Below are 15,488 nucleotides of genomic sequence, written 5' to 3'. Positions count from 1 at the left end.
CGATTCCACAACGTCGTAATACCGCAGATCGTTCTTGATCTATTACGCAATCCGGAGTCGGGCGCCCTGACGGGCGCAGGTGCGATCACTCGGTGTCGACACCGTCACCTCGCATCATCCGTGCCAGACTCAACGGCCTCAGATCCCTCCAGTTCGCCTCTACGTAATCCAGGCACGCTTCCCGATCAGAGGGACCGTGGACAGCACGCCAGCCCGCCGGCGTCGGCACAGATACCGGCCACAGCGAATGCTGGCCCTCGACGTTCGACAAGACGGTGAAAGAAGCGTCCGGATCATCAAACAGGTTTGCCATGCCGCTCCTGAAGGTTGTCCCGTGACGACTGGTCACGGGCGTGATGACGACCGATGTACATTCAGGACAGCCATCGAACCTTCCGCCGGAGAAACCGGATACCGCGCGCTGCGGCGTACCGGGGCACGAACGTGACGACGCGTCGGCTCACCCCGCCGTCCGGCGCCTCGAATCCGGCGGCCGTCAGGACACCTGACTCGCCCTCCCGCACCGCAGGACAAAGGGTGCGGAACCTCCTGCCTGAAAGGAGCAACTCAACCTTCCCCACAGGCGAATTCACATCCGCGACGAGCACACCTTCACCCGCACGAAGACCTGGAAGACCCTCCGCGGCTGCCGCCCGACAGACGGCGGTATCCCTCACGCCCCGCCCGGCAACGCCCGCCTGTTCAACCCTGCTCTCCACGGATAATGCAGCCGATCGCACTCCGACCGTCCGCATCCGCATCAACTCCAAGGTCACTCACGGGACAGCCTTCGGCAGAATGCAGAGCCGCGGGCCGTCCCGGGATCCGCTCCGGGCTTCCGACGATCCCGGTCCAGCCCGTGGCTCGTGCCGGGGTTGCCGCCATCGCAGGCTTGACGGTAGCGGAGACCCCGCCAGTTCGTCAGCAGTTCGACCGGCAGGAAGATCTTGCACATGCGTGAATGGTCGGAGTCGGGGGGCGAGGCGATGTCAGCGACGACAGGCATGAGAGGCACCGTGGTCCCGCTGACCGCGCTTCCGCTGAAGTACCGGGCGCTCCGCGTCCATCTCACGGCACTGCGGGAAAGCGTTCACCCCGAACGGACCGTCTTCGAAGTGGACTTGCTCCCGAACAGCCCTTGGTGGTGGCGCTCGCGGAGATTGGACAAGGACCCAGGAGCGCGGCAGTGATCACGGAACGGGCGCGCACCTGGCTGCAGCCGGATGCGCTCCTCCTTCGTCGGGGTCGCGGGTGGACTCGCCGATGACATCGGCCTGGGTGACGTTGTCGTCGCGACCAGGGGCTACGGGTTTCACGGCGGCAAGCACACACCCGAGGGCTTTCGCGCGCGTCCCCAGGCCTGGGACGCGTCACACCGCCTGGAACAGGCAGCCCGCGCCGCTCTGCGCGATCCGCAGTGGGGCCGACGGCTGGCCGGCCCGATTCCGACCGCATTCCCGACATCCGTGACACCGTCCAGGCAGTGAGCAGCGGTGGCGATACGGCATTGCTAACGCGATTCCACCTTGGAGTCTGCCTACTTCGGGCTAACCGGCGCGATGAGGCTCTGACGGTCCTGCGAGCTGTCCTTCGGGCCGCGAAACCTCGCACGGACCGGCATGCAGATCTTCCTGCCTCCCCAACGATCCGTCGATGGCCGTCCGCCCCTTGCTTCCGGCCTCCGGCATGAAGTGAGCATAGTAACCGAGGGTGACCGCCGGCGAGGAGTGCCCGAGCCACCGTGCCACGGTCACCACGGACTCTCCCGCCTCTCGCTCAGCGGCTCGCGGGCCCGTGCGCGGGATCTCGCCCACCAGGAGGAGGTCGACTCTCTGCTGCGCCAGATCGGGTGGCGGCGGGTTCCCGCCGACGGGTGAGGATGTGCGTGACCGACTCGGTCACGTGGACCCGGTGCCCGTACGAGCGGGCGACGACGTCCTGCGGTCCCCGTTCGGCGCCGGGTCGGCCGGTCCGGGCAGCCCGCCGGGACCGGCTCCCGGGACCGGGCCTCCGAGGGCCGACTCGGTGCTCTCGCCGAGGAATCCGCCCGACTGGTGCTGCCACAGCTTGGCGTAGGCACCGTTCGCCGCGCGCAGCTCCTCGTGGGTGCCCTGCTCGACGACGCTTCCGCGGTCGAGGACGACGAGACGGTCCATGCCGGCGACGGTGCTCAGACGGTGGGCGACCACGAGGGCCGTACGTCCGTCCATCAACCGCCACAGGGCGTCCTGGACGAGGAGCTCGCTCTCCGAGTCCAGCGCGCTGGTCGCCTCGTCGAGCAGCAGGATCGGGGCGTCGCGCAGGATGGCCCTGGCGAGGGCGACGCGCTGGCGCTGGCCGCCCGAGAGTTTCACTCCCCGCTCCCCCACCAGAGTGCCGAAGCCGTCGGGGAGTTGGTCGGCGAACTCCGTGACGTGCGCGGCCGCGGCCGCGGCGTGGATCTCCTCGTCGGTGGCGCCGGGCCGGGCGAAGGCGATGTTGTCCCGCAGGCTGCGGTGGAACATGGCGGGTTCCTGCGGGACGTAGGCGATCGATGAGCGCAGGTCGGTCTGGCGCAGTCGGCTGATGTCCTGCCCACCGATCAGGATGCGTCCGTCGTCGATGTCCGACATCCGTAGCAGGAGCCGGGTGAGTGTGGTCTTGCCGCCGCCGGACCTGCCGACCAGACCGATGCGTGCGCCTGCGGGCACATCCAGGTCGAGGCCCTGGAAAATCGGCTTCGCGCCCGCGTGAGCGAAGGTCACCGCCTCGAAGCGGATGCCGGTGTCCCGCGGTGCGAGCGGTTCGGGTTCCGTCGGGTCGAGCACGGTGGGCGGATCCAACAGCAGCTCGGTGAACTGCGCGGCCTCGGTCATCGAGCTTTCCAGACGCCGGTAGATCTGGTTGAACTCGAACATGATCTGGGTCGCGTTGGAGTAGTAGGTGAAAGCGACGACGACCTCCTCGACTCCCTGGCCCGGGCCACCGAAGGCGATGGCGACCAACAGGCCCAGCACGTTGGTCAGCACGGACATGGGGGCGATCAGGATGTCGACGCGCAGATTGCCGTAGTCCCATGACCTCAGCGTCAGGCGCCGGGAGTCCGCGACGCGGCTGCGGTGTTCGTCGGCCTCCCGCCGCTCGGCCGCGAACGCCCGGATGGTCTCCATGTTCACGAGGCTGTCGGCGACGTGGCCGGAGACCCGGGCGATGGCCGCCTCACGGTCATTGACGAGCCTCTGCCGGCGCCGGATCAGAGGTGTCGCGGCTACCACGGTCAGCACGATCATCACAAGAAGCCCGGCGACGAGCATCGGTTCGTAGCTCCACAGCACCACGGCACCGAACACCAGAGGGACGAGACTGCCCACGATCCGGTACGTCACCGTGTCGACGAAGTCCTCGAAGCGCTTGCCGAAGCTCAGCACCCGTTTGGTCAGGGAGCCGGCGAAGTTGTCGTGGAAGAATGCCGCGTCCTTGGCGAGGAGTTCATCCATGCCGCTCACGTACAGGTGTTCCATGCCGAGGGCGTCCACGCGGTTCAGGCAGTGCTGTCCGACCCGCCACACGGCCTCGGCGAGCAGCAGCGTCACGCCGAAGCCCAGCACGTACGGCAGCGCCGAGCCGAGGGTGAGACCGCCGTCGCCGGCGGCCTGTCCTGCCAGTTTGGCGATCAGTAGGGGGGCGACGTAGCGGATGCCGATGTTGCCCACGGCCGGCAGCAGCAGCGCGGGCAGGGCGAGCCGTCGTAGTCGCAGCAGTTCCCGGCCGTAGCGGCGCAGTGCCAGAACGACCGCACTCCTGCCCGGCGTCGGTCCTCGCGTGTCTGTTGTCCCCATCACACTCCCGGAGGTTCGGAAGTCGGAATTGTCCCGTCGGGGGAGGTCCTCAGTCCAGGCATTTACGGCGGACTGGCGAGAACCGGACACCGCTGCTCGGCCGTCCAGTACCAGGCGTCCTTCTGGTCGCCGGGAAGGCGGCGGGGTCGACGGGGGAACACTCGGCTGTCGTCGACCGTGGTGGCGAGTTCCCGCGTGGCAGGCCGATCCGCAGGTCGTGGCTGTTCCACGCACAGCGGTGCCCACGGTGCGGGGACAACACGCCGGCACCACCGCCGTGCCGGGCGCGCACGAGAGGGTCCCGTCGGCCGCGGCAAGGAGCGGAGCGCTGATGTCAGTGGTGGGTGGCAGCATCGGGCGCATGATGGACACCACGGCATTCGACTGGCGGTCCTTCCTGCTCAGGTGGAGCGGGGAGTGGGCGGATTCCCTGCCGGACGGCGAGACACCGGGCGAGGAGGACGAGACCGCCCGGCAGGCGCGGTGGCTGGGGTTCCCGCCCGCGTCCGAGGAGCGGATCGCAGCCATGGAGGGGCGCCTCGGCCGCCGGATGCCCCCGTCGTACCGGGAGTTCCTCAAGGTCAGCGACGGCTGGCGGCACGCGGGCGGGTTCGTGTGGCTGTTGGCGGGGACCGAGAACGCGCACTGGCACAACAACGAGTCGCAACTCGCGGACATGTTCGAGGAGTACCTGGACGAGGACGCCGGGCCCGAGGAGCGGCGGGAGGCGGACATCTGGCGGCGCGGTCTGCAGCTCGACGTGGAGTCCGACATCACCCACGTCCTCTTGGATCCGGAGGACGTGGACGAGGACGGTGAGTGGGCCGTGTACACGTGGGCGAGCTGGCGGGCCGCGCCGCCCGAGCGGCACGCGAACTTCCTCGAGTTCATGCGGGAGATGTACCGGGAGTTCCACAGCCTGCGGGCGCACCCGGGCGACGAGGAGCCGGTGTTCGCCAACGACACGACGCGAGAGCTGGACGCCCTGGTGGAGGAGGCCCGGCTGGAGGCGTTGCGCGGCGGCTGGGAACGGGCCGGGGAGGCGCTGGACGAGGCCAAGAAGTACGGCAGACCGCGGGCCGCCGGGCTGGGCGACCAGATACGCCGCCTGCTCGGACAGACATCCATGGTGTATTTCGACGGATTGGTGACGGACCGGCAGTACGCTCCCGAGCTGCTGCCGCCCCTGGTCGCCGAGCACGCGGCGCACTCGTACCGGGACGACTCCACGCTGACGTTCCATCTGCGGGGCGCCGACGACGACCTGGTGTCGCTGGCTTACGCGACGCTGGACCTGGTGAGGAACGGCACGTACCGGTACACGGCGGCCGGACCGTTCGGGGAAGCGGTCGAGCGGGCACGGGAGCTGGCACGGTGGGGAGACACCGACGGGGCATGGCGGACGCTGAGGGACGCTGTGCCCCTGTGGGAGCCGCTGGGACCGGACCACCTGGCGCCGCTGGGATGGGTGGCCGACCCGGTGCTCGGGCCGCTGCTGACCCCGGAGCGGGGCCGCGAGCTGCTGTCCACTCCGAGGGGCGGGCAGGCCGGTGGGACACCGGGGCCGACGGCCGGGCTCGACCCGGATGACCTGGCGTGGCTCGCGGAGCCGGACCCGGGCAACAACCGCACGTCCTACCGGTTCGTCCTGGTGGAGGGGGTGGGGCCGGAGGAGTTGCCGGGACGTCTCGGGGACGGGGGCAGGGACGGGGACGGCACCGCGCTGAACGAACCCATGACCTTCTGGGAGTCGCGCCGCACGTCGCTGCACGACAAGAGGGAGTTCTCGTCCTACGACGACAGAGCTCTCATGGCGGTCGGCCGGGCCGGCACCGACTGGAGCTTCGCCTTCGACGGCAGTCCCGCCCCGTTCAACCGGGAGCGGTTCGTCTCCCCGGCCGCGGGCGCCAGCGCGGGCACCCGCGCGGTGGTGGTGTGGAGCGGTTTGAGGGCGGGGCCCAGGGAGCCGGTCTTCCATCTGTCGGTGGCGCGAGACGGTGCCGAGCAGTACGCATTCACGTACGCGGACGGAGAGATCCGGCAGAGCGGGGAGATACCGCGGGCACTGGATCCGAGCCGGTTCTTCGACGCCCTGGAGGACGGGGCCGAGCTGGAACGGTCGCTGCTGGAAGCGGTGGCCGGGGAGTTCGGTACATCTCTGCCGCGTCATGCCATCGTGAACGGGCGGCTGCACACATTCACCACCCGTTCATGGACGCGGCCCCCGAGAGACGGCGAGACGTACGCGGTGATCCGGCTGCATTGATGAGCCCGCGAGCGGCAGCGGCGCGCAGCCGGGGGACGGCAAGCCGGGGAGCAGGTGGAGATCGGCCGGCCCGAGCAGAGCCTCGATGCGGGTGAAATCCGAAACGTGTCCGGCGGCGTACTCCCGCACCCGGCCGTGAGCGGGACCTACCGGAGTCGGTCCGAGGGGCGGGCGGGCAGACTTTCCCGCTCGGCGCAGGCCTGGGTCGGCAGCGGCAGCGACCAGCTGTAGACATCCGGGTCGAAGGCGTGCAGGCGCTTGACGAGCCTGGCGGTCGACCATGGCCAGCAGAAGGTGTTGATGCCCGGGAGGCCGAAGTAGTAACCGGTGCCGCCGGCGGCGTTGTAGACGGTGTTGCCCAGTGCCTCGTGCAGAGACCTCTGGTGGGCTGCTTCGACCTCGGGCTTGACATCCAGAGCGGACGACCCGCTGGCGCGCAGGTGGTTGAGGGCGGCGGCGATGTAGCGGAGTTGGGCTTCGAGGACGGTAGGGACGGCGGTGGTGCCGGTGAGCAGGTTCGGGCCGATGAGCAGGAAGAGGTTGGGGTATCCGCTGACGCTGGTGCCCAGGTAGGCACGGCGGCTGTCGGCCCAGGAGTGGGCCAATGTGCCCTCAGTGCCGTGCAGATGGGGGGCCAGCGGGATGTCGCCGATGTGGTATCCGGTCGCGAGGACGATGATGTCGGCGCGGGTGCGGGTGCCGTCGGCGCCGATGACTTCGGTGCCCTCCACAGCGGTCACGCGGGTGGGATGCAGCCGGACATTGGCCCGGGTGAGGGCGGCGTAGTACGTGCTGGACGTGATCAGGCGGCGGCTGCCGAAGCAGTGGTCAGGAGTAAGGGCCCGGCGCAGGGCGCGGTCCCGTACCGAGGTACGCAGATGGAAGCGGGCCAGGGCCTCCAAGGGCAGCAGCAGGTGCGGGTGACGCAGGGGCACGCCGATGGCTTCCTGAGTCCAGTGGTGCAGGTTGCGTAGTGCGCGGCGTGCTGCCGGGTGGTGTTCGAAGAAGCGGTGGAGCCCCGGAGGGAGCGGGTAGTCAGGTTTCGGAAGCACCCACTGCGGTGTGCTCTGGAAGACGTCGACATGAGCCGCCTTCAGCTGGATCTCGGGCAGGAACTGGACGGTGGACGCTCCGGTGCCCACCACTGCCACGCGCCGTCCGGTCAGGTCGACTTCGTGGTTCCAGCGGGCGGAGTGGAAGGCGGTGCCGGGGAAGCTGTCGAGGCCGGGGATGTCGGGCTGGCGGGGCCGATGCCAGGGGCCGGTGGCGACGATCACGGCGCGGGCGGTGTACGTACCCGACGTGGTCTGCAGGTTCCAGCGGTGCGCTTCCGGCTCCCAGCGGCTGCTCAGCACCTCGGTGTCGTAGCGGATCGCTTTGTGCGCGCCGTGCGTTGCCGCGGTGGTGTCGAGGTAGTCGAGGATCTCGGACCGGTCGGCGAAGCCCCGGCTCCACGCGTGGGGCGCGAAGGAGTATTCGTACAGCACCGACGGTACGTCGCAGCCGCATCCGGGATAGGTGTTGTCGCGCCAAGTCCCGCCTGCGCGACCGGACTTCTCCAATACGACGACGTCATCGAAACCGGCCCGGCGCAGCGCGATCACGGCGGCCACGCCGGAGAGGCCGGCCCCGATGACGACGACTTCCGCTTCATGATGATGGTTGTCGATGCTGTCGTCGGCCACCAGCGCCCGCCCTCTGTTTGCCTCGTGAGCATCCGGCGCTGATGCCGAACCGCCCCCACCACTTGCTCAGAGCGACCGATCGTAGGGTTAACCAGCAATCGCCTGTGGTGATATGGCCGGCAGATACCTCATAAGGGTGATCCTGCCGGGCGGGCTGAATGCAGTGTGCACAAGTGGTTCACCGGGAAGTCGCCTCGGTCGAGAACGGGTTGCGGACCGGCAGGTATCGGGCGTCCGCCCCGTCCGCTCCGGTCCAGCGCAGCAGCAGGTTGGTCTTGGCGGGCAGGGTCGGCGAGTCGAGGAGGGCGCCGACCTCCGGGATGTCGCGGTGCCGTCCCAGCTCGCGCCGTACGGCGGGCCAGGGGTCGATGCCCGGGTGGTGCTCGGACACGGCTGCCGCGATCTCCAGGACGTTGTTGACGACCAGGCAGTACCGCAGCCGTTCCCAGCCCGCAGCGCGGGTCACGTCCGGCAGGAGCTTCACGCCCTCGGCGTCGCGGTACAGGACCCGCACAGGGGTGCCGGCGGGGTCGCAGGCGACGACGGTGTTCTGGAGGTGGGCCTCGATGACGACGCCGTGCCGGTGGAAGGCGCCGAGGGCCGGCGGCACCACCGCGCGCAGATATGCCGCCCACCAGGCCTCGGGGTCGGCGGTGCCGGCCAGCGGATTGCCGGGGAAGGCTTCGGTGCTCTCGGTGAGGGCGGCGCCGAGGAAAGGTGTCGTGCCGGGGGCCAGATGGCCGCCCAGGCCGTCCCGCACCAGGACCGCCAGCTCCTCGAAGGCGAAGTCGGCGGTGCGGTAACCGCGGTCGCTCAGCCAGGCGCCCGGCAGCTCGGCGAAGGCCGCGGTGACCGCCCTGTCCGTACGGCGCAGTTTGAGCAGGTCGTGGCGCCACAGGCGGCGGATGTCGTTGGTGATGCGCACGTCCAGGCTGAACTTGAGGAAGAGGTCGGCCGCTGAGGAGCGGTCCGGGGCGCCCCCCGGGACGTACACCGTGCGGATCGCCGCCGTGGGCCACACCTCACCGTGCGCCCGGCCCAGCCGTAGAAGGCGGCCGTCGGCGAAGGCGTCGGCCAACTCGCGCTCCGCGAGGTCGAGTTGCCACGGGTGGGCGGGCAGGAGGCGGTAGCCGGGCGGGGCCGTGCCGAGGCTGTCGAGGGCGGTGGTGTCGCCCTCCTCGACCACCGTGTCCTCCCGGACCCCGAGCAGCGTCAGCGGGAAGGCGGCGTACGCCTCGGGCGCGTACGGCAGCCAGCCGGCGACCGGACCGCCACCGCGGGCCTTGGGGGCGGGGTGGTAGGGGTGCCCGGTGATCAGGGACTGTTCGGAGCGGCGGTACGGCTCCTCGGGGGCCGGCGTGCGGGCGCGCGCGGCGAGGAGGGCGGCCACGGCCTCGCGGCTGTCGAGCATCTCGGCGGGCAGTTCGGAGTTGGACAGACCGGTGCGGGCGCGGAGTTCCTCGGCGGCGAGCTTGACGAGTTCCGTGTGGGTGAGCGGATGCCAGGCGCCCGACGCGAACACCTCGGGGTCGGTGGGGCGGCGGGTGCCGCGCACGCGCAGGAGGCGGCCGCCGGCCTTGAGTCGGTGCACTCCGTTCACGCCCGGCTCGACGGGCTCCGCCACCTCCCGCAGGAGACAGTTCAGCAACGGTGCGGCGGCGTGGGCGTCGGCGTCGGTGCCGACGTCGGTGCGGGGCGGGGTGGCGTCCACGGGGTCCATTCGTTCCATACGGTGCACTCGTGATCAGTATGTCTGCCCGGCATGCGTCGCGGCGGAGGCGTGCGGGCAGTGGTCGTACGCCGATGCCGATGCAGGTTCCGTACCCGTCCGACACCGCCCCCGCACCCGAGGAGCCCGTCCGTGGACCGTCACCCGATGTCCGACGCCGAGGCGGCGCTCGGCGCCGAGCTGGGCGCTGTGCGCCCCGAACTGGTGCTGCCCTACACGACCGCGCTGCCCGGTGCCCGGGCGGCCGTGCTCTCCCGGCTGTGGCGGGGCCTCGTCCATGAGCCGCTGCCCTGGGTGGTGCGCCGCGAGGCCGTCGGCGGCGACGGGGTCACGCTCCACCTCGCCGACGGCCGCCGGCTGCACGGCCCGCCCGTGGACCCGTACGACACCGCCGCGCACACCTCCGAAGTGCGGCTCGACGAGCGGTCGCACGACCGTCCGGCGCGGCTCATGTCGGCCCTCGCCGTACCTCACAGCGCGGCTTTGGCCGCCGAACTCGACCACAGCGTCGCCTCATTGGCCCTGTCCCGCGCGAATCAGGGGACGGCTGCCGCGTCCCCGGTGGCCGACTGGGAGTGGGAACAGCGGATCGTCGACGGCCACCCCTTCCACCCCAACTGCCGCTCGCGGCCCGGTTTCTCGGCGGGGGACCAGCTCGCCTACGGGCCCGAGCACCGGCAGGTTGTACGGCTGGGGCTGGCGCCGGTGGAGGACGCGCTGGTCGTCGGGGAGTGGCCGGAGTGGTTGCGGGACGGCGGGCGGGTGCTGGTTCCGGTGCACCCGTGGCAGGCGGCCCATGTGCTCAAGTCCCCCTTGGGGGAGGTGATCGAGGCCCATCCGCTGATGTCCCTGCGCACCCTCGCCCTCCCGGACGACGGGCCGCACATCAAGACCGCGCTGAGCGCCCGGCTGACCTCCTCCGTGCGGGACATCTCGGTCTACTCCATCGAGACCTCGGCGATCGTCTCGGACTTCATGGCCGAGGTGGCCGCCCGCACGGACGGGCTGCTGCACGTGACCCGCACGCTCGGCGCGCTCACCGCCGGCTCGCCCGATCTGGCGGCGGTGCTGCGGGAGTCGCCGCAGACGTACGCGGACACGGCGACCGGTGAGCGGGTCGTACCGGTGGCCGCGCTCGCGACGACCGAGCTGCCCCGGTCGCCGTCCTGGCTGGCGGACTTCACCCGACTCGCGCTCACGGTCTGCCTCCGGCTGCTCGACTTGGGCGTGGCCCTGGAGGCACACGGTCAGAACCTCCTGGTGGTCCTGTCCCCGTCGGGAGCCCCCCGCCGCCTCGTCTACCGCGACCTGGCGGACATCCGGGTCAGCCCGGCGCGTCTCGCCCGGCACGGCATCGCGGCGCCGGCGATGAGCGGCCGGATCATCACGGACGACGAGACCACCCTGCGCCGCAAGCTGTTCGGCGCCCTGATCACGGGCACGCTCGGTGCCACGGCCGGTTCGACGCCCGTCCTGCGCGAGGCGCTCTCCACCGCCGTACGGGATCTGCCGCGCACCCCCGATCTCGGCACGCTGCTGGTGGGGCCGCTACCGACGAAGGCGTTGACGCTGATGCGACTTTCGCCGGAGCGGCCGGGCGACATCTGGGCGGAGGTGCCGAGTCCGCTGCGGTGAGCGGCCAGGGCCGCGGCGGCCTGGGCGCTGTGCGACCAGTGAAACTCCGGTCCCGTTGTCCGCCCAGTGAACGTCCGGTCTCGTTGTCCGAGCGGTGAACAGCCGGTCTCGTTTTGAAGCGTGGCCCCTTGGATCAATAGGATCCGCCGATGATCACAAGACAACGGCTGGCAGCAGGGGTGCTCGTCCTGCTCGCCGCCCTGACGGCCGGGATCGCGGTCCCGTCCACGGCCGTCGCCGACGAGACCACGGCCACCGCGCCCAAGGTCAACCTTCTGCTGGACGTCAGCGGTTCGATGCGGGCGAAGGACATCGACGGGCAGTCCCGTATGGCCGCGGCGAAGCAGGCGTTCAACGAGGTGCTGGACGCCACGCCCGAGGAGGTCCAGCTCGGCATCCGTACCCTCGGCGCCAACTACCCGGGCGACGACCGGAAGACGGGCTGCAAGGACACCGCGCAGCTCTACAAGGTGGGGCCGCTGGACCGCACCGAGGCGAAGACCGCGGTGGCGACGCTGACGCCGACCGGCTGGACCCCGATCGGCCCCGCGCTGCTGAAGGCGGCCGACGACCTGGAGGGCGGCGAGGGCACCAAGCGCATCGTGCTGATCAGCGACGGCGAGGACACCTGCGCCCCGCTCGACCCGTGCGAGGTGGCCCGTGAGATCGCGGCGAAGGGCATCGGTCTGACCATCGACACGCTCGGTCTGGTCCCGAACGCCAAGATGCGGCTCCAGCTGAGCTGCATCGCCGAGGCGACCGGCGGCTCGTACACCTCCATCGAGCACCGCGACGAACTCACCGACCGGGTCAACCAGTTGGTCGACCGCGCCGCCGATCCGGTGGTCGTACCGAAGGCCGTCGAGGGCGCCCAGGCGTGCGCGGAGGCGCCCACGCTCACCTCGGGTCTGTACACCGATCGCGAGGAGTTCGGCCAGCAGCGCTGGTACCGCGTGGATGTGAAGCCGGGCCAGGAACTTCGCGCCTCGGTGAGCGTCGCGGCCGACCGCGAGGTCAACCCGGACTACGGGGTGCTGCTGCGCGCGGTGACCGCCAAGAACCGCGAGATCGTACGCGGTGAGGCCGCCGGCAACGGCCGTACCGACGTCATCTCCACGGGCCTGCGCTATCCGAAGGCGGAGGCCGAGGACGCAGAGGACTCGGCGGACGAGGACGTCGCCGAGACCGTGTGCCTCCAGGTGACCAACTCCTACTCTCCGGCGAGCGGCGTGAAGACAACGCCCGGTCTGCCGCTCGAAATCACCGTCGACGTCGTGGACGGGCCGGACCAGGCGAGCGATGTGGCCTCCTTCGGCCTCGGCCGCGGCTGGTGGCTGCTCGGTGTGCTGGTGCTCGTCGGGTTCCTGGCGGGTGTGCTGTGGGGCTGGCTGTCACGCTGGCGGGTCGCGGTCTGGAGGACCAACTGATGCGGATCACACGTGTGTTGAGCGCCGCCCTGCTGATGCTGGGCCTGGCTGTCTCTCCGGCCTTCGCCGACTCCACCCCCTCCGCGAGCCCGTCGGAGGACGGTGACGCGCCCACCGAGGCGGGCACCTCCTTCCGTACGGCCACGGAGTTCGAGCAGGGACAGACCGCGACGGCGAGCGCCTCGACCGGCGACTACCTGTACTGGTCCTTCCCGGCCGACGCCGGCCGGCGGCCCACCGTACGGGCGACCGTCAAGCTGCCCGAGGGCGCGCAGTCCTCCTCCACCTGGCAGATCGACGTGTACGACGGTCTGCGGCGCCGCCAGGCCTGCCAGTACGGCGCCCAGACCCGGACCGCCGGGGCGGCGGCGACCTCCGTCGAGCTGTCCTGCACCCTGCGCACGGTCCGTGCCTGGTCGGAGCAGTGGTCCGACGACCCGCTGCCCGGCACGTACTACATCCGCCTGACCACCACCCGGCTGGCCACGGCCGACCTGGGCCTGCCCGTCGACACCGAGATCCAGGCCGACTCCAAGGACATCGGCGGTTCCGCGGCGGTCGACGGCTCACTGGCCCAGCCGTTGGTCCCCGGCATCGCCGTGACCTCCCAGAAAGAGGACGAGGACTCCTCGGCCGGGGCCGTCCTCTCCTCCCTGGAACCCGACGACGGCTGGGCGTCGGGCTGGTGGAGCGACCGCTGGGTATGGACGGCACTGGGCGCGGCCCTGGCCGCGTTGGCGGGCATCGGCGGCTACACGCTGACGCGGGGCTCGGGCCGACCGACACGGGTGACGCCGCCGAGCGCCTGACGGCTCGTCAAAGGCCCGCCGAACCAGACCGGTTCGGCGGGCCTTCCGCATCTCTCGGAGAGCGGAACGAGCATGGGGCGCGATGGGCTTCAGGGGCGCGCGGGGAACTGCGCGACAAGGCACGACGAACCGACTGCCAGAAACCCACCTCACAACCCTGCCTCAAAACAACCCCTGCCTCAGACGTCCCTCAACTCCTTGGCGAGAGCCCCCTCCCCCACCACCCCGACCCGCCCCTGCCGCACCGCCTCACGAAGGCTCAACTCCCCCCGTCCCACAGCGCCGTAGGCCTCCGCGTCGAAGAACGACAGCCGAGCGTCCGGCTCCTCGGGCGCGGGCCCCTCCCCGTACAACGGCCCCTCCTCGGAACCGACCCAGAGGTGGAACTCCCCTTCCTCGAGCCGGACTTCGACCAGCCCTGCGCTCCCACCCCCAAAACTCCTCGACAAAGGCAACGCGAACCAGTGCGCCCGCACGGCGTCAGTGGGCCGACGCTCCCCGAGCGCACGCTCGCCCCACGACCCCAGCGCCTGCAACACGGGCAGCAACTCCCGTCCCCTCCGCGTGAGTTCGTACACGTAGGCCGCCCCCGGCGGCGGCAGTCGGCGTCGCGTCGACAGCCCGTCCCGCTCCATGTCCTTCAGCCGCGACGCGAGGACGTCCGTGCTGACGCCCGGCAGGTCCGCGTGCAGGTCCGTGTAGCGGCGCGGGCCGGCCAGCAGTTCACGCACGATCAGCAGGGTCCAGCGGTCACCGACGAGGTCGAGCGCCCGGGCGGCGGAACAGTACTGGTCGTAGCTTCGGCGAGGTGACATGGGACGCAGTCTAGACATGTCGTTGGACTTTCCAAGCACTTACTTGGTAAAACCAAGCAACACAACGAACCGGAGGGCTAGGCGCATGGAGTTCCGGCAGTCGAGCAAGCTCAGCGAGGTCTGTTACGAGATCCGCGGCCCCGTGATCGAGCACGCCAACGCACTGGAGGAGGCGGGCCACAGCGTCCTGCGCCTCAACACCGGCAACCCCGCGCTCTTCGGCTTCGAGGCGCCGGAGGAGATCATCCAGGACATGATCCGGATGCTCCCGCAGGCCCACGGGTACACGGACTCACGCGGCATCCTCTCGGCCCGCCGGGCGGTCGCCCAGCGCTACCAGGACCGGGGCCTCGACGTCGACGTCGACGACGTCTTCCTCGGCAACGGCGTCTCCGAGCTGGTCTCCATGGCCGTACAGGCGCTGATCGAGGACGGCGACGAGATCCTGATCCCCGCCCCGGACTTCCCGCTCTGGACGGCCGTCACGACCCTCGCCGGCGGCAAGGCGGTCCACTACCTGTGCGACGAACAGGCCGACTGGTATCCGGACCTCGACGACATGGCGTCGAAGATCACCGACCGCACCAGGGCCGTCGTCATCATCAACCCGAACAACCCCACCGGCGCGGTCTACCCCAAGGAGATCATCGAGGGCATCCTCGACCTCGCCCGCCGGCACGGCCTGATGGTCTTCGCCGACGAGATCTACGACCAGATCCTGTACGACGACGCCGTCCACCACTCGGCCGCCGCGCTCGCCCCCGACCTGGTCGTCCTCACCTTCTGCGGCCTGTCGAAGACCTACCGCGTCGCGGGCTTCCGCTCCGGCTGGCTGGTCGTCACCGGCCCCAAGCAGCACGCCCGCAACTACCTGGAGGGCCTGACGATGCTGGCCTCCATGCGCCTGTGCGCCAACGCGCCCGCCCAGTACGCCATCCAGGCCGCGCTCGGCGGCCGCCAGTCCATCACCGACCTCACCAGCCCGGGCGGCCGCCTCCACGACCAGCGCAACGTGGTGTGGGAGAAGCTCAACGAGATCCCCGGCGTGTCCTGCGTGAAGCCCAAGGGCGCGCTCTACGCCTTCCCCCGCCTCGACCCCAAGGTCCACAAGATCCACGACGACGAGAAGTTCGTCCTGGACCTGCTGCTGCGGGAGAAGATCCAGGTCGTCCAGGGCACCGGCTTCAACTGGCCGGCCCCCGACCACTTCCGCATCCTCACCCTTCCCCACGCGGACGACCTGGACGCGGCGATCAGCAGGATCGGGCGGTTCCTGGGCGGGTATCGGCAGTAGGGGGCGGGGC

The 15,488-nt window shown here is 70.4% G+C and carries 12 protein-coding genes; 7 read left to right on the top strand and 5 right to left on the bottom strand.

Translation table 11 applies throughout. The features are described from left to right. Positions 1–85: 85 nt before the first annotated feature. Positions 86–313 (bottom strand): MbtH family protein, encoded by a 228-nt coding sequence (locus JIX55_RS40095; protein ID WP_257568110.1) that lies wholly within the window; start codon positions 311–313, stop codon positions 86–88. Positions 314–1,223: 910 nt separating this feature from the next. Here JIX55_RS40095 and JIX55_RS51630 point away from each other — a divergent pair. Together JIX55_RS51630 and JIX55_RS40090 are read left to right on the top strand one after the other, a co-directional pair. Continuing rightward, positions 1,224–1,487, top strand: a complete 264-nt coding sequence (locus JIX55_RS51630) for a phosphorylase family protein (RefSeq protein WP_443046641.1) — start codon at positions 1,224–1,226, stop codon at positions 1,485–1,487. Between the two features lie 240 nt (positions 1,488–1,727). Then, entirely contained in the window at positions 1,728–1,877 is a 150-nt protein-coding gene (locus JIX55_RS40090; RefSeq protein WP_257568109.1) for a hypothetical protein, read from the top strand. Between the two features lie 21 nt (positions 1,878–1,898). Here JIX55_RS40090 and JIX55_RS40085 read toward each other — a convergent pair whose 3' ends face one another. Beyond that, positions 1,899–3,818 carry an ABC transporter ATP-binding protein gene (locus JIX55_RS40085; protein WP_257568108.1) on the bottom strand — a complete coding sequence of 640 codons (1,920 nt, stop codon included), beginning with the start codon at positions 3,816–3,818 and terminating at the stop codon, positions 1,899–1,901. A 361-nt stretch (positions 3,819–4,179) separates the two neighbouring features. Here JIX55_RS40085 and JIX55_RS40080 point away from each other — a divergent pair, with 361 nt between their 5' ends. Further along, positions 4,180–6,084, top strand: coding sequence for an SMI1/KNR4 family protein (locus JIX55_RS40080; RefSeq protein ID WP_257569635.1), 1,905 nt, complete (start codon positions 4,180–4,182; stop codon positions 6,082–6,084). A gap of 146 nt (positions 6,085–6,230) precedes the next feature. Here the strand turns inward: JIX55_RS40080 and JIX55_RS40075 are convergent, their stop codons facing one another. Continuing rightward, positions 6,231–7,769, bottom strand: coding sequence for a flavin-containing monooxygenase (locus tag JIX55_RS40075; protein WP_257568107.1), 1,539 nt, complete (start codon positions 7,767–7,769; stop codon positions 6,231–6,233). 178 nt (positions 7,770–7,947) lie between these two features. Beyond that, positions 7,948–9,489: an IucA/IucC family protein gene (locus JIX55_RS40070; RefSeq protein ID WP_257569634.1), complete on the bottom strand. Its 1,542-nt coding sequence runs from the start codon at positions 9,487–9,489 to the stop codon at positions 7,948–7,950. 141 nt (positions 9,490–9,630) lie between these two features. On the opposite strand from JIX55_RS40070, the gene JIX55_RS40065 reads away from it, so the two are divergent. The 3 genes from JIX55_RS40065 to JIX55_RS40055 all read left to right on the top strand — a co-directional run bounded on the left by JIX55_RS40065 (position 9,631) and on the right by JIX55_RS40055 (position 13,369). After that, a complete protein-coding gene (locus tag JIX55_RS40065; protein ID WP_257568106.1) occupies positions 9,631–11,133 on the top strand; it encodes an IucA/IucC family protein in 1,503 nt (500 codons plus the stop codon). Between the two features lie 149 nt (positions 11,134–11,282). Further along, the gene (locus JIX55_RS40060; protein ID WP_257568105.1) at positions 11,283–12,560 is read left to right on the top strand and encodes a VWA domain-containing protein; all 1,278 of its coding nucleotides are present in this window, start codon (positions 11,283–11,285) and stop codon (positions 12,558–12,560) included. Further along, a complete protein-coding gene (locus JIX55_RS40055) occupies positions 12,560–13,369 on the top strand; it encodes a hypothetical protein (protein WP_257568104.1) in 810 nt (269 codons plus the stop codon). The genes JIX55_RS40060 and JIX55_RS40055 overlap by 1 nt, the downstream gene beginning before the upstream one ends. A gap of 179 nt (positions 13,370–13,548) precedes the next feature. Here the strand turns inward: JIX55_RS40055 and JIX55_RS40050 are convergent, their stop codons facing one another. Then, the gene (locus JIX55_RS40050) at positions 13,549–14,184 is read right to left on the bottom strand and encodes a winged helix-turn-helix transcriptional regulator (protein ID WP_257568103.1); all 636 of its coding nucleotides are present in this window, start codon (positions 14,182–14,184) and stop codon (positions 13,549–13,551) included. Between the two features lie 85 nt (positions 14,185–14,269). On the opposite strand from JIX55_RS40050, the gene JIX55_RS40045 reads away from it, so the two are divergent. Continuing rightward, positions 14,270–15,478: a pyridoxal phosphate-dependent aminotransferase gene (locus JIX55_RS40045; protein ID WP_257568102.1), complete on the top strand. Its 1,209-nt coding sequence runs from the start codon at positions 14,270–14,272 to the stop codon at positions 15,476–15,478. Positions 15,479–15,488: the final 10 nt, after the last annotated feature.

This window comes from Streptomyces sp. DSM 40750, assembly GCF_024612035.1.
Classification (GTDB): Bacteria; Actinomycetota; Actinomycetes; order Streptomycetales; family Streptomycetaceae; genus Streptomyces.
This window is presented reverse-complemented; position numbering and strand designations above follow the sequence as displayed.